The sequence below is a fragment of the Devosia insulae DS-56 genome, assembly GCF_000970465.2.
In the GTDB taxonomy this organism is placed as follows: Bacteria; Pseudomonadota; Alphaproteobacteria; order Rhizobiales; family Devosiaceae; genus Devosia_A; species Devosia_A insulae.
In genome coordinates this window covers 41,358-63,952 of record NZ_LAJE02000363.1, presented here as the reverse complement: position 1 = coordinate 63,952, position 22,595 = coordinate 41,358, and the positions used below count along the sequence as shown (strand labels likewise).

At 65.1% G+C, this 22,595-nt stretch carries 27 protein-coding genes; 15 read left to right on the top strand and 12 right to left on the bottom strand.

The features are described from left to right. Position 1: 1 nt before the first annotated feature. Positions 2-2,293: a ribonuclease R gene (gene rnr, locus VW23_RS24390; RefSeq protein ID WP_069912085.1), complete on the bottom strand. Its 2,292-nt coding sequence runs from the start codon at positions 2,291-2,293 to the stop codon at positions 2-4. Between the two features lie 11 nt (positions 2,294-2,304). Further along, complete coding sequence (gene topA / locus VW23_RS24385; RefSeq protein WP_069912084.1) at positions 2,305-4,968, bottom strand: type I DNA topoisomerase; 2,664 nt, start codon at positions 4,966-4,968, stop codon at positions 2,305-2,307. Between the two features lie 170 nt (positions 4,969-5,138). Between topA and VW23_RS24380 the strand changes: the two genes are divergently transcribed. After that, complete coding sequence (locus tag VW23_RS24380; RefSeq protein ID WP_069912083.1) at positions 5,139-6,485, top strand: hypothetical protein; 1,347 nt, start codon at positions 5,139-5,141, stop codon at positions 6,483-6,485. Here VW23_RS24380 and dprA read toward each other — a convergent pair. The 5 genes from dprA to ruvX form a co-directional block, all read right to left on the bottom strand. Further along, positions 6,453-7,571, bottom strand: a complete 1,119-nt coding sequence (dprA, locus tag VW23_RS24375; protein ID WP_069912082.1) for a DNA-processing protein DprA — start codon at positions 7,569-7,571, stop codon at positions 6,453-6,455. The two genes, VW23_RS24380 and dprA, sit on opposite strands and share 33 nt — an antisense overlap. A gap of 3 nt (positions 7,572-7,574) precedes the next feature. Continuing rightward, entirely contained in the window at positions 7,575-8,204 is a 630-nt protein-coding gene (gene plsY / locus VW23_RS24370) for a glycerol-3-phosphate 1-O-acyltransferase PlsY (RefSeq protein WP_069912081.1), read from the bottom strand. Beyond that, positions 8,201-9,514, bottom strand: coding sequence for a dihydroorotase (gene pyrC / locus VW23_RS24365; protein ID WP_069912080.1), 1,314 nt, complete (start codon positions 9,512-9,514; stop codon positions 8,201-8,203). The genes plsY and pyrC overlap by 4 nt, the downstream gene beginning before the upstream one ends. Continuing rightward, positions 9,511-10,494 (bottom strand): aspartate carbamoyltransferase catalytic subunit, encoded by a 984-nt coding sequence (locus VW23_RS24360; RefSeq protein WP_069912079.1) that lies wholly within the window; start codon positions 10,492-10,494, stop codon positions 9,511-9,513. The genes pyrC and VW23_RS24360 overlap by 4 nt, the downstream gene beginning before the upstream one ends. Before the next feature lie 88 nt (positions 10,495-10,582). Then, positions 10,583-11,044 (bottom strand): Holliday junction resolvase RuvX, encoded by a 462-nt coding sequence (ruvX, locus tag VW23_RS24355; protein WP_069912078.1) that lies wholly within the window; start codon positions 11,042-11,044, stop codon positions 10,583-10,585. Between the two features lie 46 nt (positions 11,045-11,090). Between ruvX and VW23_RS24350 the strand changes: the two genes are divergently transcribed. The 7 genes from VW23_RS24350 to VW23_RS24320 all read left to right on the top strand — a co-directional run bounded on the left by VW23_RS24350 (position 11,091) and on the right by VW23_RS24320 (position 15,013). Next, complete coding sequence (locus tag VW23_RS24350) at positions 11,091-11,363, top strand: CopG family ribbon-helix-helix protein (protein WP_069912077.1); 273 nt, start codon at positions 11,091-11,093, stop codon at positions 11,361-11,363. After that, positions 11,360-11,635: a type II toxin-antitoxin system RelE/ParE family toxin gene (locus VW23_RS24345; RefSeq protein ID WP_069912076.1), complete on the top strand. Its 276-nt coding sequence runs from the start codon at positions 11,360-11,362 to the stop codon at positions 11,633-11,635. The genes VW23_RS24350 and VW23_RS24345 overlap by 4 nt, the downstream gene beginning before the upstream one ends. Next, positions 11,632-12,147, top strand: coding sequence for a hypothetical protein (locus VW23_RS24340; protein WP_069912075.1), 516 nt, complete (start codon positions 11,632-11,634; stop codon positions 12,145-12,147). Before VW23_RS24345 ends, VW23_RS24340 begins: the two co-directional genes overlap by 4 nt. 82 nt (positions 12,148-12,229) lie before the next feature. After that, on the top strand, positions 12,230-12,517 hold the full coding sequence (gene gatC / locus VW23_RS24335; RefSeq protein ID WP_055878191.1) for an Asp-tRNA(Asn)/Glu-tRNA(Gln) amidotransferase subunit GatC: 288 nt from the start codon (positions 12,230-12,232) through the stop codon (positions 12,515-12,517). A gap of 5 nt (positions 12,518-12,522) precedes the next feature. After that, positions 12,523-13,005 (top strand): GNAT family N-acetyltransferase, encoded by a 483-nt coding sequence (locus VW23_RS24330; protein WP_069912074.1) that lies wholly within the window; start codon positions 12,523-12,525, stop codon positions 13,003-13,005. Positions 13,006-13,101: 96 nt separating this feature from the next. Next, a complete protein-coding gene (gene gatA, locus VW23_RS24325) occupies positions 13,102-14,586 on the top strand; it encodes an Asp-tRNA(Asn)/Glu-tRNA(Gln) amidotransferase subunit GatA (protein ID WP_069912073.1) in 1,485 nt (494 codons plus the stop codon). A 112-nt stretch (positions 14,587-14,698) separates the two neighbouring features. Continuing rightward, on the top strand, positions 14,699-15,013 hold the full coding sequence (locus tag VW23_RS24320) for a hypothetical protein (protein WP_055878186.1): 315 nt from the start codon (positions 14,699-14,701) through the stop codon (positions 15,011-15,013). A 61-nt stretch (positions 15,014-15,074) separates the two neighbouring features. Here VW23_RS24320 and VW23_RS24315 read toward each other — a convergent pair whose 3' ends face one another. After that, on the bottom strand, positions 15,075-15,332 hold the full coding sequence (locus VW23_RS24315; RefSeq protein ID WP_069912072.1) for a YjhX family toxin: 258 nt from the start codon (positions 15,330-15,332) through the stop codon (positions 15,075-15,077). A 307-nt stretch (positions 15,333-15,639) separates the two neighbouring features. Between VW23_RS24315 and VW23_RS24310 the strand changes: the two genes are divergently transcribed. From VW23_RS24310 to VW23_RS24285, 6 genes are all read left to right on the top strand, one after another. Then, positions 15,640-15,948: a chorismate mutase gene (locus tag VW23_RS24310; protein ID WP_069912071.1), complete on the top strand. Its 309-nt coding sequence runs from the start codon at positions 15,640-15,642 to the stop codon at positions 15,946-15,948. Positions 15,949-15,976: 28 nt separating this feature from the next. Beyond that, positions 15,977-16,495 (top strand): GNAT family N-acetyltransferase, encoded by a 519-nt coding sequence (locus VW23_RS24305; protein ID WP_069912070.1) that lies wholly within the window; start codon positions 15,977-15,979, stop codon positions 16,493-16,495. Continuing rightward, positions 16,492-17,004: an AAA family ATPase gene (locus VW23_RS24300; RefSeq protein WP_069912069.1), complete on the top strand. Its 513-nt coding sequence runs from the start codon at positions 16,492-16,494 to the stop codon at positions 17,002-17,004. The genes VW23_RS24305 and VW23_RS24300 overlap by 4 nt, the downstream gene beginning before the upstream one ends. 121 nt (positions 17,005-17,125) lie before the next feature. Continuing rightward, complete coding sequence (gene gatB, locus VW23_RS24295; RefSeq protein ID WP_069912068.1) at positions 17,126-18,625, top strand: Asp-tRNA(Asn)/Glu-tRNA(Gln) amidotransferase subunit GatB; 1,500 nt, start codon at positions 17,126-17,128, stop codon at positions 18,623-18,625. 10 nt (positions 18,626-18,635) lie between these two features. Next, entirely contained in the window at positions 18,636-18,929 is a 294-nt protein-coding gene (locus VW23_RS24290) for a DUF1330 domain-containing protein (protein WP_069912067.1), read from the top strand. A 120-nt stretch (positions 18,930-19,049) separates the two neighbouring features. After that, positions 19,050-19,535: a VOC family protein gene (locus tag VW23_RS24285; protein ID WP_069912066.1), complete on the top strand. Its 486-nt coding sequence runs from the start codon at positions 19,050-19,052 to the stop codon at positions 19,533-19,535. Between the two features lies 1 nt (position 19,536). Here VW23_RS24285 and VW23_RS24280 read toward each other — a convergent pair whose 3' ends face one another. From VW23_RS24280 to VW23_RS24265, 4 genes are all read right to left on the bottom strand, one after another. Beyond that, positions 19,537-20,121: a carboxymuconolactone decarboxylase family protein gene (locus VW23_RS24280; RefSeq protein ID WP_069912065.1), complete on the bottom strand. Its 585-nt coding sequence runs from the start codon at positions 20,119-20,121 to the stop codon at positions 19,537-19,539. Positions 20,122-20,188: 67 nt separating this feature from the next. Then, positions 20,189-20,542 carry a VOC family protein gene (locus tag VW23_RS24275; RefSeq protein WP_069912064.1) on the bottom strand — a complete coding sequence of 118 codons (354 nt, stop codon included), beginning with the start codon at positions 20,540-20,542 and terminating at the stop codon, positions 20,189-20,191. Then, positions 20,539-21,429 (bottom strand): DMT family transporter, encoded by an 891-nt coding sequence (locus tag VW23_RS24270; RefSeq protein WP_069912063.1) that lies wholly within the window; start codon positions 21,427-21,429, stop codon positions 20,539-20,541. Before VW23_RS24270 ends, VW23_RS24275 begins: the two co-directional genes overlap by 4 nt. A gap of 13 nt (positions 21,430-21,442) precedes the next feature. Continuing rightward, positions 21,443-21,829 (bottom strand): tautomerase family protein, encoded by a 387-nt coding sequence (locus tag VW23_RS24265; RefSeq protein WP_069912062.1) that lies wholly within the window; start codon positions 21,827-21,829, stop codon positions 21,443-21,445. Between the two features lie 157 nt (positions 21,830-21,986). Between VW23_RS24265 and VW23_RS24260 the strand changes: the two genes are divergently transcribed. Continuing rightward, positions 21,987-22,535: a hypothetical protein gene (locus VW23_RS24260; RefSeq protein ID WP_069912061.1), complete on the top strand. Its 549-nt coding sequence runs from the start codon at positions 21,987-21,989 to the stop codon at positions 22,533-22,535. Positions 22,536-22,595: the final 60 nt, after the last annotated feature.

The window sequence follows — 22,595 nt, the reverse complement described above, 5'->3', positions numbered from 1 at the left end:
GCTATCTCTTTCGTTTGGCGAGCTTGCGATAGGCGCCCGCCTTGCCTCGAGTGGTAGATGGTCCTTTGCGTTGACGCCCGCCAGATGACGGAACGCCGCGGCTGCCTTCGCTCAGCAGTTCGAAGCGCAACGCCCCGGCAACCGGGGCGACTTCGAGCAGCCGGACGCTCACATCGTCGCCGATACGGAAGGTCTCGCCGGTGCGGTCGCCCACCATCGCCTGCATCTCCTCGACGAAGCGATAATAGTCCTGGCCAAGCGTCGAGGCGGGGATGAAGCCATCGGCGCCGGTGTCCCTCAGCCGCACGAACAGCCCCGAGCGGGTGACGCCCGAGATGCGGCCCTCGAACTTGGCGTTGACATGCGCGGCAAGGAACTGCGCCAGCAGCCGGTCGATGGTCTCGCGTTCGGCCAGCATGGCGCGGCGCTCGGTTGACGAGATGTGCTGGGCGATGCCCGGCAGCTTGGCGATCTCGCCGTCGGTGAGCCCATCCTTACCCAAGTCCAGCGCACTGATCAGCGCCCGGTGCACGATCAGGTCGGCATAGCGGCGGATCGGCGACGTGAAGTGCGCATAGCGGTCGAGGTTGAGGCCGAAATGTCCGTAGTTCTCGGCGGCATACTCGGCCTGCGCCTGGGTGCGGAGGATGATCTCCGACACCTGCTGGATCTTGCCGTCGGTCCGCGCCTTATCGAGGATGCGGTTGAAATCCGCCGGCCGCACTGCATCCGATTTCGGCGCCGGCAGCTGCAGCGAGCTCAGGAAGTCGCGCAGCGCCACCAGCTTCTCCTGGCTCGGCGTATCGTGCACCCGGTAGAGCAGGGCGCTTTTGTGCTTTTCCAGCGTTTCGGCGGCCGCGACATTGGCGGCGATCATCATCTCTTCGATCAGCCGGTGCGCATCGAGCCGCTCGGGCACCTTCACGTCGACGACCATGCCGGTCTTGTCGAGGATGATCTTGCGCTCGGGCAGGTCGAGGTCGAGTGGTCCGCGATTGTCCCGCGCCTTCGCCATGGCGCCGTAGGCGGCCCACAGCGGGCGGAGGATGCTGTCGAGGATCGGCCCGGTCTTGTCGTCCGGCTTGCCGTCGATCGCCGCCTGCGCCTGCTGGTAGTTGAGTTTGGCGGCCGAGCGGAACAGCACACGGTGGAAGCTGTGGCTGCGCTTTTTGCCGTTCTGGTCGAACACCATGCGGACGGCCAGCGACGGGCGGTTCTCGCCCTCGCGCAGCGAGCAGAGGTCGTTCGAGATGCGCTCGGGCAGCATCGGCACCACCCGGTCGGGGAAGTAGACCGAATTGCCGCGGATATAGGCTTCGCGATCGAGCGCCGTGCCGGGGCGGACATAGGCTGCGACGTCGGCGATCGCGACATAGACGATGTGGCCGCCGGCGTTCTTCGGATCGGTATCGGGCTCGGCATAGACCGCGTCGTCGTGGTCCTTGGCATCGACCGGGTCGATGGTGACGAGCGGAATGTGCCGCCAGTCCTCGCGACCCTTGATCGTGGTTTCCTTGGCGTCTTCGGCTTCTTTCGTCACCGAGGCGGGGAAGCGGTAAGGAATCTCGAGGTTATGGATGGCGATCATCGAGACCGCCCCCTCGGATTTGGGGTTCCCGATGACGTTGGTCACCTTGGCCTTGGGAATCATCAGCCGGCCGGTGAGCTTGATCTCGACTTCGACGAGGTCGCCGTCGCGGGCGCTGCCGAGATCGCCGCCGTCGATGCGCATTTCCTTCTGCTTGCGATCGACCGGGATCAGCCGCGCGCCATCCTCGTCCATACGGACGATGCCGATCTGGCCGCGACGCGGCTTGTCGAGGATCTTCATCGCCCGCGCCGTGTAGTCCGGCAGCTCGCCATCGCCGGCGCTGATCCGCGCCAGGATGCGATCGCCGGGGGCAGGAGCAACGCGGGCATCCCGCGGCTGCTTGATCATGACGCGCGGGCGCGCGCCTTCCTCGTCGTTCCACTGCGCCGGGAAGGCGTGCAGGTTGTCGGGGTCGGCGTCGGCAGGGACGTCGAGCACGGTGACCGCGGGCAGGGCGGCGGTCGGCCGGATCTGCTTGCGGGTCCGGGCGATAAAGCCCTCGCCCTCCATCTGCTTGAGCAGCACCTTGAACGGGGTGCGCATGTCGCCGTGGATGCCGAAATGGCGCGCCAGATCGCGCTTGCCATCAAGGGTCGGCTGCTGCGCCATCGCTTCGAGGATGGCTTCGCGTGAGGGGAGCTGGCCGACGGCAAACTGCCGTGGGCCCTTGGGTGTGGTCTTGGTTTTTGGCGCTCTCGCCATTGTCGCTTTCTTTAGGCGGGTGTCTCCGCCTTCGTCTTCGCCGCGGGTTTGGGCTTGGTCGCCGTCTTTGCAGTCGACTTGGCCTTGGCCGCGGGTTTGGTTGTCGTCTTCTTGGCCGCCGCTTTCTTCGCTGGCGCCTTCTTGGCGCCGGCCGACCGCGACGAGGATTTCCTGGTGCCGGATGCACCGCCCTTGGCTGCGATCAGTTCGAGCGCCTGCTCGATCGTCACGTCCTCGGGCTTAACTTCTTTGGGCAGCGTGGCGTTCACTTTGCCCTGATTCACGTACGGGCCATAGCGGCCGGCGCGCACCGAGATGGTGCCGCCATCGTGCTCGAAGGTCTTGATCGCCGCCGGGGTACCGCCACCGCCGCGACCGAACCGTCCGCCGCCTGCTGCCTTCTGGGCGAGCAGGTCGACCGCGCGGTTGAGCCCAACGGTGAACACCTCTTCAACCTCGGGAAGGTTGGCATAGGTGCCATCATGCAGGATGAACGGCCCATAGCGGCCGATACCGGCGCTGATCGGCTTGCCCGTCTCCGGGTGGTTGCCGACCGGGCGGGGCAGCGACAGCAACTGCAGCGCCTTTTCGAGCGTCAGGCTGTCGGGCGTCCACCCCTTGGGGAGCGACGAGCGTTTCGGCTCGGCGCCCTCGCCCAGTTGCACATATGGACCGAAACGGCCCGACTTCAAGGCCACCTCGAGCCCGCTCTCGGGATCAGTGCCGATGATGCCGTCGCCGGCGCCGGCCTCGCTGGCGCCGCCGGTTGCGGCATCGGAGAGCTGCATGGTGTAGCGGCATTCGGGATAATTCGAGCAGCCGATAAAAGCGCCGAACTTGCCGAGCTTCAGTGATAGCTGGCCTTCGCCGCAGTTCGGGCAGCGGCGCGGATCGGACCCGTCGGCCTTGGCCGGGAAGATATGGTCGGCCAGCATCTCGTTGAGCGCATCGAGCACCTCGGAGACGCGCAGGTCCTTGATCTCCTCGACATGACCCTGGAAATCCTTCCAGAAGTCGCGCAGCACGTCCTTCCAGGCGAGCTTGCCGTCCGAGATCAGGTCGAGCTGCTCTTCGAGCGCGGCAGTGAAGCCATACTCGACATAGCGGGTGAAGAAGCTCTCGAGGAAAGCGGTGACGATGCGGCCGCGATCCTCAGGGATCAACATGCGCTTTTCGAGCCGCACGTAGTTCCGGTCCTGCAGCACCGAGATGGTCGCGGCGTAGGTGGACGGGCGACCGATGCCGATCTCTTCCATCTTCTTGATCAGGCTGGCTTCTGAATAACGCGGCGGCGGCTGCGTGAAGTGCTGCTCGATCAGCGCCTGTTCCAGCTTCGGCCGGTCTCCCACATTGAGCGGCGGCAGCTCGCGGCTGTCCTCGTCTTCCTCGGCGTTGGGATCGCGATCCTCCTTGGCTTCGACGCCGTAGAGCGCGAGGAAGCCGGGGAAAGTGACGACCGAGCCGACGGCGCGCAACGCAATGTCGCGGCTGGTGGCAAACACCGAGATATCGGCCGTGGTGCGCTCGATCTCGGCCGAACGCATCTGGCTGGCGAGCGTGCGCTTCCAGATCAGCTCGTACAGGCGGTGCTTGTCCGGGTCGCCCCGCAGCGTATCGGGGTGACGGAACATATCGGTCGGGCGGATCGCCTCGTGCGCTTCCTGCGCGTTCTTGGCCTTGGTCGAGTAGATGCGGGCCTTCTCGGGCAGGTAGTCGGCGCCAAAGTTCTTCACGATGGCGCGGCGGGCCTGCTCGATGCCTTCCGGCGCCATCTGCACGGCGTCGGTTCGCATATAGGTGATGATGCCGTCCTCATAGAGGCGCTGCGCGATCTGCATGGTGCGCGCCGGGGCAAAGCCAAGACGCGAGGACGCGTCCTGCTGCAGGCTCGAGGTGCTGAATGGGGCATACGGATTGCGCTTGGTGGGCTTCTTGTCGACGGCGGTAACGGAAAATGTACCGGCTTCGATTGCCGCCTTCAGCGCCTCTGCTTCGGAGCCGGTGCCCACGTCGAGCTTGTCGGTCCGCTTGCCGTCTACTGAATAGAGCCGCGCCTCGAAGCTGCGGCCCTTTTCGTTGAGGCGCGCGCCGACCGACCAGTATTCCTGCGGACGAAACCTCTCGATCTCTGACTCGCGGTCGCAGACGACACGCAACGCCACCGACTGCACGCGGCCGGCCGAGCGCGAGCCCGGGAGCTTCCGCCACAGCACCGGGGATAGGGTAAAGCCGACGAGATAGTCGAGGGCGCGGCGCGCCAGATAGGCATCGACCAGTGGCTCATCGATGTCGCGCGGATTGCGCATCGCCTCGGTGATTGCGTCCCGGGTGATGGCGTTGAAGACGACGCGCCGGACCGGCTTGTCCTTGACCAGCTTCTTCTGCCTGAGCACATCGAGCACGTGCCACGAGATCGCTTCGCCTTCGCGATCCGGGTCGGTGGCGAGGATCAGCTCGTCGGCATTCTTCAGCGCGTTGCCGATATCGTTGAGGCGTTTCTTGGACGCCGCGTCGACCTCCCAGCTCATCGCGAAGTCTTCGTCCGGCAGCACCGAACCATCTTTGGCCGGCAGATCGCGGACGTGACCGAAGCTTGCAAGGACCTCGTAGTCCTTGCCGAGATAGCCGCTGATCGTCTTGATCTTATTGGGACTTTCAACGATGACGAGCTTCATGGTCAAGCTTTCGGGAGTGGCGGTCGAACGCGGCGCAACATGGTGAAGCGTCTTAGGGCTGTCAACCAGCGTGGCGGCGCCCTCCGGCGTTCCCCCTAAGGGGGAAGAAAGTTGGCGGGAGCAATGCATAAACGGACTTGTGCTAAGCGGATGTCGTCTTGGGGGACGGCATGCGCATCGTCAAAGCCGCGATCATCTTCCTGCTGGCGTTCATCGCCTTTGCGCGCCTGGCGCCGCAGGACCCGTTCAATCCACAGCATGTGACCCGCATCGCGCTCGCCCTCTCTCTCAGCGAAGGACGCGTCGATATCGACCAGCTGGCGGCCTACACGATCGACAGGTCCTCCTTCGACGGCCACTACTACGCCGACAAGCCGCCCGGCGTTTCCATGCTGGCGGTGCCGTCGGTGATGGCGACACGTGCGGTGCTGGAGGCGACCGGCGCGACCAGCGATCCGTCGGATCCCACGGCGCTCGAGACCTATATCCGTATCGCGGCGATCACCGTCATAGTGCTGCCGGCCGCATTGGCAGTGCTGCTGGTCTATCTGATGGCGGCGCGGTTGGGGGCGAGCCATGGAGCTGCCACCTTCGCGGCCTCTGCCCTGGCGGTAGGGACGCCATATTTCGGTTGGTCGGCGACATTGTTCGCGCACGCGCTTTCGGGAGCGATGCTGACCGGAGCGATGGCGTTCGCGGTGCTGAACCGCCCGGCGGGGTGGGTGGCGCCGGTGGCCGGGCTGTTGCTCGGCTTCCTCCTCGTCGTCGACCTAACGGCCGCGCCGGCCGGAGCCCTGGTGGGGCTGTTCATTCTGCTGCGCTCCGAGCAACGCATTAAGACCTTCACCGGGCTGGCGATCGGCGGGCTTATCGGGCTGATGCCGCTGCTGGTCTACAACCAGCTGGCCTTCGCCTCGCCATTCCGGCTGGGATACTCGCAGGTCCAGGGCTTTGCCGGCATGCAGCAGGGCTTCTTCGGCATCGGCTTGCCGCAGCCAATGGTGCTTGGAGAACTGCTGTTCGGCCGCTACCGAGGCCTGTTGCCGCTGGCGCCGGTGCTGCTGCTGGTGCCGATCGGGCTATGGGCGATGTTCAGGTACCTGCCGACACGAGGCATCGCCGTCGTGATCGCCGGCGTGGTGCTGAGCTTCCTCTTGATCAATGCCGGCTACTATTACTGGGACGGTGGCTCCTCGACGGGGCCGCGCCACCTCGTTGCGGCTCTGCCACTGGCCTCTTTGGCGCTGGCCTTTGCATGGCCGCCTGGCTTGCCCGCCAAGGTGGTGGCGCTGCTGCTGCTGCTCGCGAGCCTCTTTATTTCGTTCGTGGTGGCCAGCGTCGACCCGATGTCGCCACCCCAGTTTGGAGACCCCTTGTTCGACTACCTGCTGCCGGCGTTCTTCCAAGGGGGGTGGTTGCCGGCAACACTGTCGATAGCGGTGATCTGGGCCGGGTTCGCCATCGTGGGCCTGTGGCCAGATCGCTCAGGGGCGGAGCGCCACCAATTGCCCGCTTGACCATTCGACCCGGCCCTCGAGGTCGAGTTCGAGCAACAGCGTCTGCACGCGGCCGATGGCGATGCCGGTCGACCGGATGACATCGTCGACCGGGATCGGGGTAAAGCTGAGGGCATCGATCAGCCGAGCCCGCTCGTCGTTCGATGGCGGCGCGGCCTCGAGCCCGTCGTTCTCCGGCAGCCAGTCGGGCTCGAACAGGCTGCTGCGCGACGGATCGGCTTCACGCAGCGTCTCAATGATGTCGGCGGCGCCGGTGATCAGCTTGGCGCCCTGCTGAATCAGCGCATTGCCGCCCTCGGCACGCGGATCGAGCGGCGAGCCCGGGACGGCGAACACTTCGCGGTTCTGCTCCAGCGCCAGCCGGGCGGTGATCAGCGAGCCGGAGCGCTTGGCGGCTTCGACCACCACGGTACCAAGGCTGAGGCCGGAGACGAGCCGGTTGCGGCGCGGGAAGTCGCGGGCCCGCGGCTCCCAGCCGAGCGGCATCTCGGTGAGCAGCGCGCCGCCGTTCTCGACGATGTGGTGCGCCAGCGCGATGTTCTCGTGGGGGTAGATATGGTTGAGCCCGCCGGCCAGCACGGCCACGGTACCGGTGCGGAGCGCCGCCTTGTGCGCCGCCGTATCGATGCCGCGGGCCAGGCCGGAGACCACGGTGTAGCCCGCCTCGCCCAGATCGATTGCCAGCATCTGTGCGAACTTCTGGCCGGCCGTGGAGGCGTTGCGCGCCCCGACGATGGCGACGGCGTGCCACCAATCGAGATTGGTGCCGCCGGCGATGGCGACCAGCGGCGGGGCGCCCGAGATGTAGCGGAGCAGCGGTGGGTAATCGGGTTCGCCCGAACCGACGAAGCGGGCGCCGAGCCGCTCGGTGCCGGCGATCTCGTCCTCGGCTTCAGCGATTGAGGGGGTGCGGGCAGCAGTGTTCGAGCGCTTGAGCAGACCGGGCAGGGCGTCCACCGCCGCTTCAGCTGAGCCCTCGCGGCTGACTAATTGGCGGAAGGTCTGCGGCCCGACATTGTCGGTGCGGATGAGCCGCAGCCACGCGGTGCGTTGCGACGGCGTCAATGCGATGCCGTCACGCGCCATGGCTCAGGCCTTGGGCTTTTCCGAGCCGATCTTCGGCTCTGTGCCATTCCACAGCCGGCGGATATTCTGCCAGTGCTTGAAATAGAGCACGAAGCTGAGCAAAGCGCAGGCCGCGGCGAAGGTGAAGCCCTGCATATCGGTGCCGGCGAGGGCATAGGCGAAGACCGGGGCCGTCGCAGCGGCGGTGAGCGCCGCCAGCGACGAGAAGCGGCGGGCGACGGCGATCAGCAGCCACACCGCACAGAAGATGAGGCCGACCACCCAGTTCCAGGCCAGCAGCACGCCGATATAGGTGGCGACGCCCTTGCCGCCCTTGAACCCGAGCCAGACCGGGAAGACGTGGCCGAAGAACGCGCCGATGCCGGCGCCGTAGACGATGAACTCGGCCTGCAACGGCTCGGCGCCTGGGACAAGGAAGTAGCGCGCCAGCAGCACCGCGGCAGCGCCCTTGCCGGCATCGAGCAGCAGGGTTGCGGCAGCGAGCCAGCGGTTGCCGGTGCGCAGCACATTGGTGGCGCCGATATTGCCCGAGCCGACGGCGCGGATGTCGATGCCGACGGCACGCGTCAGCAACAGGCCAAACGGGATCGAGCCGAGGAGATACCCCAGTACAGTCGCGATCAGAAAGTTCATGCGTCGGCCCCCTCAGCAGTCGCAGCATGGCTGAAGACCGGACGGCCTGCAACGAACGTATGCATCACGGCGCCCTGCATGCGCGCCCCCTCGAAGGCCGAGTTGCGTGAGCGTGAGCGCAGCGCCATATCCTTGACCACCCAGGGGAACTCTGGATCGAAGATGATCAGGTCCGCCGGGGCGCCGACCGCGATGCGGCCGGACGCAAGGCCGAGCAGTTCTGCCGGTCGACTGGTCATGGCGCGCAGCAGGGTGAACAGTGGCACGTCGCCCGAGTGCAGCAGGCGGAGCGCCGCGGCGAGCAGGGTCTCGAGCCCGATGGCGCCATCCGAGGCCTCGGCGAACGGTTGGCGCTTCACCTCGGTATCCTGCGGGTCATGACCCGAATGGATGGTGTCGATGGCGCCGGAGTTCAGCCCGTCGATGACCGCCCGACGATCGTCCTCGGAGCGGAGCGGCGGCGACAGCTTGAAGAACGAGCGATACGGCGCGACGTCGTTCTCGTTGAGCGACAGGTTGTTGATCGAGACACCGGCGGAGACCGTGGAGAGCCGCCGCTTGGCCAGCGCCAGCTGCTCCACCGCGGCGCCAGTCGAGACCTGCGCCGCGTGATAGCGGACGCCGGTGAGGGCGGCGAGCTGCAGGTCGCGAGCCAGCGGGATGGTCTCGGCTTCGACCGGAATGCCCTTGAGGCCGGAGATCGTCGCCAGTGCACCTTCGTTCATCACGCCGTCGCCGACCAGCGTGCGCTCGGCGAGGTGGTGGATGACCGGCAGGTCGAAATTGCGGGCATAGGTGAAGGCGGCGCGCAGCAGCCCAGCCGACTGGATCGACTCGCGCCCATCGGTCAGCGCCACCGCACCGGCTTCTTTCAGGAGGCCGAACTCGGTGATCTCCTCGCCCCTGAGACCGCGGGTGATGGCGGCGGCCGGCAGGATGTTGACCGATGCCTTCGCCCCGGCGCGACGCAGGATGAAATCGACCAGCGCCCCATCGTCGATCACCGGCGTGGTGTCGGGCATCAAGACGAAGCTGGTGACGCCGCCGGCCGCCGCGGCTGCTGCCGCGCTGGCTAGGGTCTCGCGGTATTCGTGCCCGGGCTCGCCGGTGAACACGCGCATATCGATGAGGCCCGGCGCGACGACGAGGCCTTGGGCATCATAGGTCTCGGCGCCGTCAGGAATACCTTGCGGCGCACCGTTGGTGATGCCGGTGATCACGCCATCTTCCACCAGCACGGCACCGGGAGCGTCATGGTTGCTGGCGGGGTCGACGATGCGGGCATTGGCGATGACGAATGGCTTGCTCATGGCTGAGCCTCCCGGTCGGCCAGGAGGGTATCGAGCACGGCCATGCGCACCGCGACGCCCATCTCCACCTGCTCGGTGATCACCGAACGCGGGCCGTCGGCAATCGCCGGGTCGATCTCGACGCCGCGGTTCATCGGGCCTGGGTGCATGACGATGGCATCGGGCTTGGCAAAGCTCAGCTTTTCCTCGTCGAGTCCGTAGAAGTGGTAGTACTCACGCACCGAGGGGATCATTCGGCCGTTGGCGCGTTCGTGCTGCAGCCGCAGCATCATCACCACGTCGGCGCCCTCGAGGCCCTGGCGCATGTCGGTGAACACTTCCGTCGCCAGCATCTCGATGCCCCTGGGCAGCAGGGTGCGTGGCGCGACGACCCGGGTGCGGGCCTGCATGGCGCCGAGCAGCAAGAGGTTGGAGCGGGCGACGCGCGAGTTGGCGATGTCGCCGCAGATGGCGACGGTGAGCCCGGCAAGCCGGCCCTTGTGCTGGCGCATGGTCAGCGCATCGAGCAGTGCCTGCGTCGGGTGCTCGTGCGCGCCGTCGCCGGCATTGATTACCGAGCAGCCGACCTTCTGGCTCAGCAGCTCCACTGCACCGGACGCGCCGTGGCGCACGATGATCACATCGGGTCGCATGGCGTTGAGCGTCGCCGCCGTATCGATCAGCGTCTCGCCCTTGGCGACCGACGAGGTCTTCACCGACATGTTGGTGACCTGCGCGCCGAGCCGCTTGCCGGCGATCTCGAAGCTCGACTGGGTGCGCGTCGAGTTCTCGAAGAACAGGTTGATCTGCGTCTTGCCCGACAGTGTCGGCAGGATCTTCCGCTCCTGCCGCGAGATCGGGATCATGGCCTCGGCCCGATCCAGCAGATCAACGATCTCGTACTGGTTGAGCTGGCTGATGCCGAGAAGATGACGATGACGGAAAGCGGGTCTCGCGACCCCCTGGCCGCCGGTGCCCGATGCTGGCGAGGAAGTAGCCATGCCGCTCCGTTCCGAATGTTCGCGGGGGTCTAACGCGAGGGGCCGAGCATGTACAGTCCAGCCGTACATTTTCCACGAGACCGATCGGCTACAGCGCGCCTCGGCGCAGCCGTTCCAACGCTCCTTGCAGGATGTAGCTCGCCGCCAGCTTATCGACCACCTCGGCACGCTTGTCGCGGCGCACATCGGCCTCGATCAGCGTGCGGGTTACAGCCGAAGTGGAAAGCCGCTCATCCCAGAACACGATGGGGATGGCGATCTTGGGGGCGAGGTTGCGGGCAAAGGCGCGGGTCGACTGGACGCGCGGTCCTTCAGAGCCATCCATGTTGAGCGGCAGCCCCAGCACGATACCGACAGCGTCATTCTCGGCAATCAGTTCCTGCAGCCGGATCGCATCCTGAGTGAACTTCAGCCGCCTGATGGTCTCGAGCGGCGTCGCCGAGTAGCGCATGCCGTCCGAAATCGCCACGCCAATGGTCTTGGTGCCGAGGTCGAGGCCGAGCAGTTTGCCGGTGGCGGGGAGGGCGGTGAGGTCGTTCTCGGTTGGCATAATCGCGGTCAATCACTATGATTAGGTTTGATTGGAGACGATTGCCATGAGCACCCGAGTCCTGACGGCACATATTCCTGAGGAACTGGCGGAAAAAGTAGACCGCTACGCCGAATCCATGGAGCGCTCCCGAGCCTGGATCGTCAAGCAGGCGCTTTCCAACTGGGTGGACTGGGAGGAAGAGAAGACCCGTCTCTCTCTCGAAGCGTTAGCGGAAGCTGATCGCATCGGCACGATACCTCACGAGGAAATGGTGGCGTGGGCTAATAGCCTCGGTACGGACAATCCATTGCCGCCACCAAGGCCGCGCAAGCCGTGAGGGTACACTGGACGAACAGGGCTTCCCTCGACCTCGTTCGGCTTGAAGAGTTCCTCAGCGGCAAGAGTCAGCAAGTTGCTGCGCGCGTCGTTCAAGCCCTGATCTCGGCGCCGAACCGACTACTGGAATACCCTCGGGCCGGGGAGCGGATTGAGGACACTGGCGAGGTCGAGCTTCGGCGCCTCTTCGTCGATACTTACGAGATTCAATATGAGGTGCTGCCGGATCAGATCCGCGTAGCCCGGGTTTTCCATATGCGTGAAGAGCGATGAAACTTACCTGGTTCGGCGGCACCACCATCCGCATTCACATCGGCGGCAAGATCCTCGTGGCTGATCCCGCTAGGGTCAGCGGCGTCGATCCGGAGGAGCTGGTGTCGGGTGCTGACGCGACATTTGCACTCGACGGCAGCCTGCCTGAAATCGATCCGGTGCTCTGGCAGCCCGGGCGGCCAGGCTCGATGCTCGATGAAGATGTGCTGGGCGAGGTGACGACGCATGGTCTCGAAGGCGGCGCGCTGATTGCGGCGATCGGAGAAGCGCCGTTGCTGTTGCTGTCCCGGGCCGTGCCGAAGGCCGGGCGCTGGGCTCGAGACGCTGTGATTGTGGTGTTCGGCACCGAGGGCGACCGGCTGGCGGCCACTGCGCTCGAGGCCCTCGGGCCACGACTGATTGCGGTCGCAGGGCCCGACGCGGTGGTGGAGCGGGCGTTTGCAGCGCTGCGCGACCGGCTCGACGGCACGGCGCTGGTGGCCCTGGAAACCGGCATGGCGCTGGAAGTTTGATGGCGCCCATCAACGCTTTTCGTTGTTCTTCGCGCGCTTCCATTGCTAGAACGCCGGAAATCGTGACCTTCGGAGTGACCCCATGTCGGTAGATGCCGCCACCGTGAAGCGTATTGGGCGCCTGGCCCGCATCCGCATCGAGGAGGGCGAAGTCGAGACCTATCGCAACGAGCTCAACACCATTCTGGGCTTCGTCGAGCAACTGGGCGAGGTCGATGTGAGTGGCGTCGAGCCGATGACCTCGGTGATGCCGATGACGCTGCGCCGCCGCGAGGACAAGGTCACCGATGGCGGCTACCCCGAAAAGATCGTCGCCAACGCACCGCTGACGGAAGACAACTTCTTCATGGTGCCCAAGGTCGTCGAGTAACTGATATGACCGTCACCATCGCCATCGAGACGCCGCTGCAGGATGATGTCCGCGGGCTGGTCGAAGAACTCAACGCGCACCTGATTCCGCTGTCGCCGCTGGAGTTCCAGTTCAAGATGACGGTCGAGCAGATGGCCGGCGCCGACACCACGGTGTTCGTGGCGCGCAATGCCGTCGGCGAAGCCGTTGGCTGCGGCGCGCTGAAAGCGATCTCGGCCACCGAGGGCGAGGTCAAGCGCATGTACACCCGTCCGTCGGTGCGCGGGCAACGGGTGGGGTCGGCGCTCTTGGCGGCGATCACCGAGCTGGCGCGGTCCAAGGGCATCTCGCACCTGCTGCTCGAGACCGGCACCGGCCCAGGCATGTCGGAGGCGCACCGGCTCTACACCAATGCCGGCTTCACCGCGCGCGGGCCATTCCTCGATTACCCCGACAGCGAATGGTCGGCGTTCTTCGAAAAGCAGATCGGGCAACCCGCCGTCGCCTGATGCGATGCGTGTTGCCAATGTTGCGATAATCGCCACACAGCTATAGGAACGGCGGTCGACATCTCCCCCCGCGTCCTTTCCCCGCGAGCCAAGCCTTTGACCGACCTTACCCGCCTGACCCTCGCTGCTGCCCGTGCCGGACTCAAGGCCAGGGAGTTCACTTCGAGCGAACTCACCGGCGCCTACCTGAGCGCCATCGAGGGCGGCAACGCCAAGCTTAATGCTTATGTGGCAGTGACCGCCGAGCAGGCCAGTGCGCAGGCCAAGGCCAGCGACGCAAAACTCGCGGCCGGGCAGGGCGGTCCGCTCGAAGGCATCCCGCTCGGCATCAAGGACCTGTTCGCCACCAAGGGCGTGCACACCCAGGCGGCGAGCCACATCCTCGATAGTTTCAAGCCGGAATACGAATCGAGCGTCACCAGCAACCTGTGGCGCGATGGCGCCGTGATGCTGGGCAAGCTCAACATGGACGAGTTCGCCATGGGTTCGTCCAACGAGACGAGCTACTACGGCCCGGTGATCAACCCGTGGCGGGCGAACAACTCCAACGCGCAGCTGGTGCCCGGCGGTTCGTCCGGCGGCTCGGCGGCGGCGGTTTCATCCTGGCTCTGCGCCGCGGCGACGGCCACCGATACAGGCGGCTCGATCCGCCAGCCGGCGGCGCTGACCGGCACCGTCGGCATCAAGCCGACCTACGGCCGCTGCTCGCGCTGGGGTGTGGTGGCGTTTGCCTCCTCGCTCGACCAGGCCGGACCGATCGCCCGCACCGTCGAGGATGCGGCGATCATGATGACCTCGATGTCGGGGTTCGATCCGAAGGACTCGACCAGCGTCGATCTTGCCGTGCCGGATTTCGCGGCGGCGGTGGAGCGCGGCGTCAAAGGCCTCGTTATCGGCATTCCGCGTGAGTACCGCATGGACGGCATGCCCGCCGAGATCGAGGCGCTGTGGCAGCAGGGCATCGCCTGGCTGAAGGCCGAAGGCGCGACGGTGCGCGACATCTCGCTGCCGCACACCAAATATGCGCTGCCCGCCTATTACATCGTGGCGCCGGCCGAGGCCTCTTCGAACCTTGCCCGCTATGACGGGGTGAAATACGGCCTGCGTGATACCGGCAAGGACATCACCGACCTCTACGAGCTGACCCGCGCCGATGGCTTTGGCCGCGAGGTGAAACGCCGCATCATGATCGGCACCTATGTGCTGTCGGCGGGCTACTACGACGCCTACTACGTCCAGGCGCAGAAGGTCCGCACACTGATCAAGCGCGATTTCGAGATCGTCTTCAACGACGGCGTCGACGCCATCCTGACCCCGGCGACACCGTCGGCGGCATTCGGCATCGGCGACGAGGACATGAAGGCCGACCCGGTCAAGATGTACCTCAACGACGTCTTCACGGTGACCGTGAACATGGCCGGCCTGCCGGGCATCGCCGTGCCGGCCGGCAAGGACGGCGCCGGCCTGCCGCTCGGATTGCAGCTGATCGGCAAGCCGTTCGACGAGGAAACGCTGTTCGCCGCGGGCCGCGTCATCGAGCGTTCGGCCGGCATCGACTTCAGCCCTGACAAGTGGTGGTGATCGGAAACCGCTTGAACCATAGCGGTTTCGGCACTATTTGCCGCCCATGCGCAAATTGAGACTTGTCGACCTCCCGGCCAGACCGGTGGTTTCGTTTCAGAGGATTGGCTCCATGGCCGATGTGTTCACGACCCTAGACTGGTCGGCCCCGCCCAAGGATATGTCCAAGCCCCTGCAGGCTTTGTGGTGGATGAAGAAGGGCGAGCTGCGCGTCGGTCCCGAATGGGAAGAGGCGCACCGGATCGTCCAGGCGATGGAAGGCACCTTCGAGTTCGATTGGGTGCATGCGCTGCTGCACTGGATCGAAGCCGATATGGGCAATGCCGACTACTGGTATCGTCGCGCCGGCCGCAAGCGCGCCACGGCCAGCGTCTCGGCCGAGTGGGAACACATCGCTCGCGAGCTGAGCGGCGTCACGCAGCACTAAGCACTTGAGGCAACGACTGATTGCAGGAGAGCCCGGAGCTGATCCGGGGCTCTCTGCGCATTCAGCGGTTGTCGAACTCGCTCCTCGCGAGCTCTAGCCCGCGTCGGGTGATGCGGTACGGGTGGCCGTTGCTGGAGGCGATCGCCTTTTTGGCCTTAAGCTTCTTGAACAGCGGCAGGCTGCATTGCTGCATCAGCCAGCCATCGCGGTTGAAACATTCGACGCCGATGAGTTTGCCATTGTCGGATTTGAGCGCAACGATCTTGCCGCCCTGTGCCAGGACGTGCAGCACCCGCTGCTCGTGGCGGGAAATATCCATGAGAAATCTAGCCTGAGGATGCGTGGAAAAGGGCCGCGGCCAGCATCTCGCCTGGCAGCTGCCTGGTTCCAGAAACCCCGTCGCAAACACGTCGCCGGCCCTGCGGGCTCAGCGGGCGGACGGGGTATTACGCAATCTCAACTTTGCTAGACATAGGGCAGTCCACTTTTTGACGGCGCCGCGATATCGCCGGGCCGCTGAACGGCGGATGAATAGCCGCCGATCGACGCCTCGACCAGTGGTCGGTTGCAAACAATGGCGCGGCGGTGCAAACCAGCAACTCCTGCTAATCCGCCGAGTGCGTCCCGTGACCAAAGCCCCCGCCGAATGCCAGACCAAGGAAGATGTGCGCCTCGAGATCGACCGGATCGATCAGGCCCTCTTAAGCCTGCTCGCCGAACGGCACGGCTATGTGACGCGCATGGCGGAGATCAAGACCGACCCGCACGAGGCTTATGATCCGACCCGCATCGAGGCGATCATTGCCAAGCAGCGCAAGCGCGCCGAGGAGCTCGATCTCGACGAAGATCAGGCGGAGTTGATCTGGCGCACGCTGATCAACTGGAATGTGAACTACGAAAAGGGCATTATCGCTGCACGCAAGCGCCACGGCTGAGCTAGTCTGGGGCGGAGTGGAGACTTCGATGACGTCGCCGGAGATCACGATCCGCAAGGCTGTGGCGAGCGAGGCAGAACGTCTTGCCGATATCGCCTTGCTGGCGTGGGAACGGGATCTGCAGCCTTTCCTCAGCGGTGAGGCGGCGAGTCGGGCGAACGAGAAACGCCGGCTGGGCATCGCCGTGCACGAACTGCTCGACCGCACCATCGTCGCCGACATCGACAGCGCGCCGGTAGGCTGGTGCGCTCGAGCGCGCAGTCGCCCTTACATCCCCTATCTGTTCGTGACGCCATCACTGCAGAACCAGGGCATCGGCACGCTGCTGCTGCGCCGCATGGAATCGATCATCGAGCTCGAGGGCGCCGACCGGGTGCAGCTCGATACGCTGAGCGACAACGTACGCGCGGTGAACTTCTACCAGCACCAGGGCTATCGCATCCTGGTGCTGAAGCGCGAAGGCGCCACCGGTAGCGACCCGCAAACCAGCGTCCGGCTGGAAAAGCGCCTTGCCCCCTATCGTGGTCCGTTGAACGACGACGAATGAGGCGGATCCTGCTGACCGGGATGTCAGCCACCGGCAAATCGACCCTCACCGCGGCAATTGCTGCGCGCGGCTACCGGGCTGTCGACCTCGACACCGATGCCTGGTCGTATTGGGTCGACATCGTCGAGGATAACGCGCCGGGAACGCCGGTCGAGGCCGGGCGTGACTGGGTCTGGCGTGATGATCGCGTCACCGACCTGCTGGCTGACGACGGTGACGGTATCCTCGTCATCAGTGGCTGTTCACCCAACCAGGGGCAGTTCTACCCGCGGCTCGATGCCGTGGTGCTGCTGAGCGCGCCTGAGTGTGTCGTAGCAGAACGCCTCGCGGCCCGAACCAGCAACGACTACGGCAAGGGCGAGGGAGAGGCAGAGGCAGAGCGTGTCCTCCAACTGATCCGCGAGGTCGAGCCGATCCTGCGCGCCGGCGCGACTCACGAGATCGATACCGGTGGCCCTCTCGACGACGTGCTGGACGCCGTGCTCCGCATCGTGACCCCGCGCCCGTGAGCCCCGGCGCCTCTGCCGGGACACCACGGCGCGGTTTTGCCGAAGTTTGGCGCGCAGAGAAGTTTTCTGCGGCGCTCGGCTATGCCATAGACAAAGTCGGAATGAACAAGAGCCTTAGCCCATGACCCTTATCGATACCCGCACGCCCAACCCCAAGAGCTTCATCCAGGGAGCCACCGGGGACTGGGAGATCGTCATCGGCATGGAAGTGCATGCGCAGGTGACCTCGGAGAGCAAGCTGTTCTCGGGCTCGTCGACCGAGTTCGGCTCGCCGCCGAACTCCAATGTCAGCTTCGTCGACGCCGCGATGCCCGGCATGCTGCCGGTGATCAACGAAGAGTGCGTGCGTCAGGCGGTGCGGACCGGGCTCGGGTTGAAGGCCAAGATCAACAAGCGTTCGATCTTCGATCGCAAGAACTACTTCTATCCGGACCTGCCGCAGGGCTACCAGATTTCCCAGTTCAAGGACCCGATCGTCGGCGAGGGCTCGGTATTCCTCGACATGGGCGGCGAGCGCATCGAGATCGGCATCGAGCGGCTGCACCTCGAGCAGGACGCCGGCAAGTCGATCCACGACCAGCACCCGTCCATGAGCTTCGTCGACCTGAACCGGTCGGGCGTGGCCCTGATGGAGATCGTTTCGAAGCCCGACCTGCGTAACTCGGAAGAAGCCAGGACCTACCTCGGCAAGCTGCGCAGCATCTTGCGCTATCTCGGCACCTGCGACGGCAATATGGAGCAGGGCTCGATGCGCGCCGATATCAACGTCTCGGTGCGCAAGCCCGGCGGCGAGTTCGGCACGCGCTGCGAGATCAAGAACGTCAACTCCATCCGTTTTGCCGGCCAGGCCATCGAGTTCGAGGCGCGTCGCCAGATCGACATCCTCGAGGCCGGTGGCTCGATCGACCAGGAGACCCGGCTCTACGACCCCAAGACCGGCGAGACCCGTTCGATGCGGAGTAAGGAAGAGGCGCACGACTATCGCTACTTCCCCGACCCGGACCTGTTGCCGCTGGAGTTCGATCAGGCCTTCATCGACGATCTGGCGCAGCACCTGCCGGAACTGCCCGACGAGAAGGAAGCACGCTTCGTTTCCGAGTACGGCGTGACGTCCTACGATGCGATGGTGCTGACGCTGGAGCGCGAGACGGCCGACTACTATGAGGCGGCGGTCAAGCACGGCGGGAGCAAGCGTGACGGCAAGGCGGTGGCCAACCTCGTCACCGGCGACATCGCTGCCTATGCCAACAGCCAGGGGCTCTCGGCTTTCGAGACCCACATCAAGCCGCACCAGATCGCCGGCATCGTCGACCTCGTGGCGGCCGGGACCATTTCGTCCAAGGGCGCCAAGGACCTGCTGCAGGTAATCATCGCCGAGGAGCCCGACGGCGAGCCGGCCGAGATCGTCGAGCGGCGCGGCATGAAGCAGGTGACCGACCTCGGCGCCATCGAGAAGGTGGTCGACGAGATCATCGCTGCCAACCCCGACCAGGTGGCCAAGGTGCAGGCCAAGCCCACCCTGATCGGCTGGTTCGTCGGCCAGGCCATGAAAGCCTCGGGCGGCAAGGCCAACCCGCAGGCGCTGAACGAGATCCTGAAGAAGAAGCTCGGGCTCGAATAGGGAGGCGCCGGTGGCGAAAGGATACTGGGTCGTCAATCTCGAGGTCACCGACCTCGAGGTCGATAAGCAGTATCAGGCGTTTGTTCGCGCGTTCCTTGCCGCCAATGCCGGCCGGTTCATCGTCCGTGGCGGCCAGCAAAGCGTTGTCGAGGGCACCGTCGGCCCTCGCGTCGTGGTGGTCGAGTTCCCGAGCTACGAACACGCGCTGCGTGCCTACCACTCCGAGGAATACCAGCAGGGCATGCAGACCCGCCTCGGCGCGAGCTCCGCGAATTTCGCCATCGTCGAGGGGTTTGACGGCTGACGGATCCCTCGGTCGCGCGGCGACCATCCCCCGGCGCGCCAACTTCACGAATGGGCATGGCTGCCGGAACCCTCGCCGGCTCCCGTCGTTGACGAAGACACTCGTCAACCGGAGGCCGCCATGTCCGTGCTCAATCGTGTTCTGTTCAACGTCCTCTGCAAAGACCTCGCCGACAGCACAAAATTCTACAAGGAGCTGTTCGGGCTGGAGACCATCTACGACAGCGACTGGTTCGTCGTGCTGACCCCCAAGGGCCAGGCGAATGTCCAGATCGGATTGATCGACCAGATGAGCCAGTTCACCCCGCGCCATGCCTGGGGCATGCACGAGGGGACCTATCTGACCTTCGAGGTCGATGATGTGTTCGAAGTGCTCGACCGGGCGAGAGCCATGGGCGCCGACGTGGTGTCGGAGGCCATCGCGCTCGATTATGGCCAGACCCGCGGGTTGATCCGCGACCTCAACGGCATGGTGATCGACGTGTCGACGCCGACCGCACAACTCGCCATGCGCGAGGATGTGATCATCGAGGAGGTCGATCGCGACACCGCCATCGACCAGCAGCAGCCAGGAGACCGCGACGCCGTATCGCGGCCTGTCTGGTAGCTCAAACGGGCTTGCCCACCGTCATCGCGGCGCGAAACGCCGGATCGGGGTCGAGCCAGGTGGATTCGGGCGTGGCGCCCACGGCATCGAAATAGCGGCTCATGAAGCTCCGATAGGCGGCGCAGAACGCGATGTCGGCGATCTCGCGATCACTGAAGCCGTGCTTGCGCAGCGCCTCGATATCGCTTTCGGTAATGAGGCTGGCGTCACGGGCGACCTGCTCGGCATAGGCCAGCATCGCCACAGTCTTCGCCGCGAGGCCGGCGCTGCGGAAATCGTGCTGGATGGCGAGCACCTTCTCTTTCGAGCCAAGGTCACTGACCAGCAATTTGGCATAAACGTGTGAGCAGTAGGTCGAGGGGATCTGCTTGGCGGCGACCAGGGTGATCAGGCGCCAGCTCACCAGCCCCAGCGAGAAATTGTTGCGTGCCGCATGCAGCAGGTGCTCGACCATCGGCGCGATGTGCGGCAGGGCGGTCCAGCACTTGGTGCCCTCCATCACGTATCCTAGGACGCTCGCTTCTGATGCGTAGATGTCGGCAATCGCTCCGGTGGCGTCTTTCTCGTCGATGGTTCCAATGAACACGGATGGCCTCCTCAGGTCATATGATGACTGGGGAAACTAAGGCGCCAACCTGAACCGTGGCTGAACGCTAGTCGAGGTGGGTGAGGATATTGACCAACCGCCCGAATGGGTCGCGGACATAGAAGCGACGGACGCCCCATGCTTCGTCGACAGGGCCATACTCAACCGCAAATCCTGCGGTACGAACCCTGGCGAGGGTGGCGTCGAGATCATCGACCTCGATCGAGAGATCGGGCACGGGCGTGCCCGAGCCGCCCTCACGGGCCACGCTCACCTGCACGCTCATCTGCGCCGACGAGCCATAGGTAACGATCCAGCCGAGATCCATCAGTTGGTCCAGCCCGAGCACATCACCGTAGAACCGCTTGGCGGCAGATAGATCCTCGGCCGCGATGTTTGCGACGATGCGCTTGACCGTCATGCCGGCGCCTTGCGCCAGCCCTTGACCAGTCGGCCGTCGATGAAAACCAGGCCGAGGAAGATCACGATGATGCCGAGGATGTGGATCAACTCGAAGCGCTCGTGCAGCACCAGCACGCCGAGCAGAATCGCCGAAATCGGCGTGATGAAGGTGTTGAGCGACAGGTTGGTGGCGCCGACGCGCGGCAGCAGCCAGTAGACGAGCAGGAAGCTGAAGCTGGTCGAGAACACCGAGATGCCGAACAGCGCCCCCCAAGTCTCGGGGCGGGTGATGATCGGGATGCCCGAGAAGAACAGCGCGATGGGAACCGAGACCAGCGCCGCGCCGGTGAGCGAGGCCGAGGCCACGGCATAGGGCTCGACCTTGGCGAAGCGGCGCGCGTAGTTGAGGGTCAGCGCATAGCACAGTGTCGCGACGAACGCGGCGAGGAGGCCAATGATCTGCGCCGACGCGCCGACGCCGAGCGAGGGCAGGGCGAGGATCACCGCGCCGGCAAAGCCGACGGCGACGCCAACCACCTTGTTCCAGGTGGCCTTCTCGCCACCCGGCCAGAGCTGGGAGACAATCACCGTGGTCATCGGGGTCATGCCGTTGATGACGCCGACGATCGAGCTGGCGACGGTCTGCTCGGCAAAGGGGAACAGGGCGAACGGGATGGCGTAGTTGAGGATGCCGAGGACGAGGAACTGCCAGTAGAGGTTGGGATCAGTGGGCAGCTTCTTGCGGGTGGCAAAGAACACCAGCCAGCAGATTGCGGCGCCGATAGAGACGCGGCCGGCGGCGACCCAGAGCGGGCTGATCTCGCGGATCAGCACGGCGTTGAACAGGAACGAACAGCCCCAAACGGCGCCGAGCAGGATGATGAGCAGCCAGTATTGCAGTTTCATCGGTACGGCTCCTTCAGACTTCGACCTTGAAGCCGAGTTCGATATCCACGGCGGCCTTGCCGCCCAGCCCCCAGTTCTCGCGCGGCACGTCGTGCAGCACAACCTTGAGATCGGACGGGGTGATGCCGTAGGCGCCCAGCTCGTTGACCAGCGCGGCATAGAGCCGGCGCTTGGCGTCGACCGAGCGGCCGGTGAACAGCGAGATTTCGACGATGGTGTAGTTGGCGCCCTTGCCGTTCGGCGGCGCGAAGGCATGCGCGGGATACTCGAGAATCCGGATGTCGCGATCCTGCTCCGGGATGCGGATGCCCTCGACCAGTGCGCGCTGCACCGCTGCGATCAGCTGCTCATGGCGATCGCCGATCCAGCCGGCGCGGGTTTCAAGTCGGGTCGATGGCATCCGATAGTCCTCGAGAGGGCCGGAACATGGACCACAAACCAGAGTCGCGTCGAACCGATTTTGACGATGGCTGCAATCGATTCCGGTGATGTGGGGGCCGATGCCCGGTGCGCGCCCGGGTCATGCCTACATAGCGGGCGAATGGAGGGCTGCTGGCATGACACTTCGGCTGATGGGCGCGAACCCCTGCGTGACGTTGTATGACGGGGAGCGGGCGACGGCCTATGCCTCGATCTGGCGGGTGGACTGGTCGCTGCGGGGCGCCGGGCAGGCGCTGGTGCTCGGGGTGCCCGGGCGGATCCGGATCATTGCTCCGGATCTCGAACTCGGGGCGTGGCTCGGCGCCGAGTTCAATCGCCACATCAGGAGCGTCAGCGCCGATATCGCCTGGTCCGAGCCCGAGTTCACCATTGCCCCAGTGCGCTTCGACCTCGATCTCGGGGCGGGCCTCAGTGCCTCGGCTGACGACGTGACGGTGGAAATCACCGGCCCGATCGAGCGCTACCTCACCCGCAAGGACGACTACGACCTCGGTGGCACGCCCAACATCCTGTCCACGGTGTGGATTCCGTGCCGGGAGGGGCGCATCACCGTCGACGGCACGCAACTGGCGGGCTCCATTCGGCTGGACGCATCGCAGCCGATGTCGAGCGCCTTCATTGCCGAAGCCGAGGTGTGGTGCACCGCGGACCACCCGAGGAAGTGAGGCATCTGGCGGGCGGTAGTAAGATATGTTAGTACTTACATATCTTGTTGGAGGACCCTG

What these genes read in the sequence shown, in the direction of transcription:
- rnr (WP_069912085.1), bottom strand. Translation starts at nt 2,293, where the DNA reads ATGGCGAGAGCGCCAAAAACCAAGACCACACCCAAGGGCCCACGGCAG.
- topA (WP_069912084.1), bottom strand. Translation starts at nt 4,968, where the DNA reads ATGAAGCTCGTCATCGTTGAAAGTCCCAATAAGATCAAGACGATCAGC.
- VW23_RS24380 (WP_069912083.1), top strand. Translation starts at nt 5,139, where the DNA reads ATGCGCATCGTCAAAGCCGCGATCATCTTCCTGCTGGCGTTCATCGCC.
- dprA (WP_069912082.1), bottom strand. Translation starts at nt 7,571, where the DNA reads ATGGCGCGTGACGGCATCGCATTGACGCCGTCGCAACGCACCGCGTGG.
- plsY (WP_069912081.1), bottom strand. Translation starts at nt 8,204, where the DNA reads ATGAACTTTCTGATCGCGACTGTACTGGGGTATCTCCTCGGCTCGATC.
- pyrC (WP_069912080.1), bottom strand. Translation starts at nt 9,514, where the DNA reads ATGAGCAAGCCATTCGTCATCGCCAATGCCCGCATCGTCGACCCCGCC.
- VW23_RS24360 (WP_069912079.1), bottom strand. Translation starts at nt 10,494, where the DNA reads ATGGCTACTTCCTCGCCAGCATCGGGCACCGGCGGCCAGGGGGTCGCG.
- ruvX (WP_069912078.1), bottom strand. Translation starts at nt 11,044, where the DNA reads ATGCCAACCGAGAACGACCTCACCGCCCTCCCCGCCACCGGCAAACTG.
- VW23_RS24350 (WP_069912077.1), top strand. Translation starts at nt 11,091, where the DNA reads ATGAGCACCCGAGTCCTGACGGCACATATTCCTGAGGAACTGGCGGAA.
- VW23_RS24340 (WP_069912075.1), top strand. Translation starts at nt 11,632, where the DNA reads ATGAAACTTACCTGGTTCGGCGGCACCACCATCCGCATTCACATCGGC.
- gatC (WP_055878191.1), top strand. Translation starts at nt 12,230, where the DNA reads ATGTCGGTAGATGCCGCCACCGTGAAGCGTATTGGGCGCCTGGCCCGC.
- VW23_RS24330 (WP_069912074.1), top strand. Translation starts at nt 12,523, where the DNA reads ATGACCGTCACCATCGCCATCGAGACGCCGCTGCAGGATGATGTCCGC.
- VW23_RS24320 (WP_055878186.1), top strand. Translation starts at nt 14,699, where the DNA reads ATGGCCGATGTGTTCACGACCCTAGACTGGTCGGCCCCGCCCAAGGAT.
- VW23_RS24315 (WP_069912072.1), bottom strand. Translation starts at nt 15,332, where the DNA reads ATGGATATTTCCCGCCACGAGCAGCGGGTGCTGCACGTCCTGGCACAG.
- VW23_RS24305 (WP_069912070.1), top strand. Translation starts at nt 15,977, where the DNA reads ATGACGTCGCCGGAGATCACGATCCGCAAGGCTGTGGCGAGCGAGGCA.
- VW23_RS24300 (WP_069912069.1), top strand. Translation starts at nt 16,492, where the DNA reads ATGAGGCGGATCCTGCTGACCGGGATGTCAGCCACCGGCAAATCGACC.
- gatB (WP_069912068.1), top strand. Translation starts at nt 17,126, where the DNA reads ATGACCCTTATCGATACCCGCACGCCCAACCCCAAGAGCTTCATCCAG.
- VW23_RS24285 (WP_069912066.1), top strand. Translation starts at nt 19,050, where the DNA reads ATGTCCGTGCTCAATCGTGTTCTGTTCAACGTCCTCTGCAAAGACCTC.
- VW23_RS24275 (WP_069912064.1), bottom strand. Translation starts at nt 20,542, where the DNA reads ATGACGGTCAAGCGCATCGTCGCAAACATCGCGGCCGAGGATCTATCT.
- VW23_RS24270 (WP_069912063.1), bottom strand. Translation starts at nt 21,429, where the DNA reads ATGAAACTGCAATACTGGCTGCTCATCATCCTGCTCGGCGCCGTTTGG.
- VW23_RS24265 (WP_069912062.1), bottom strand. Translation starts at nt 21,829, where the DNA reads ATGCCATCGACCCGACTTGAAACCCGCGCCGGCTGGATCGGCGATCGC.
- VW23_RS24260 (WP_069912061.1), top strand. Translation starts at nt 21,987, where the DNA reads ATGACACTTCGGCTGATGGGCGCGAACCCCTGCGTGACGTTGTATGAC.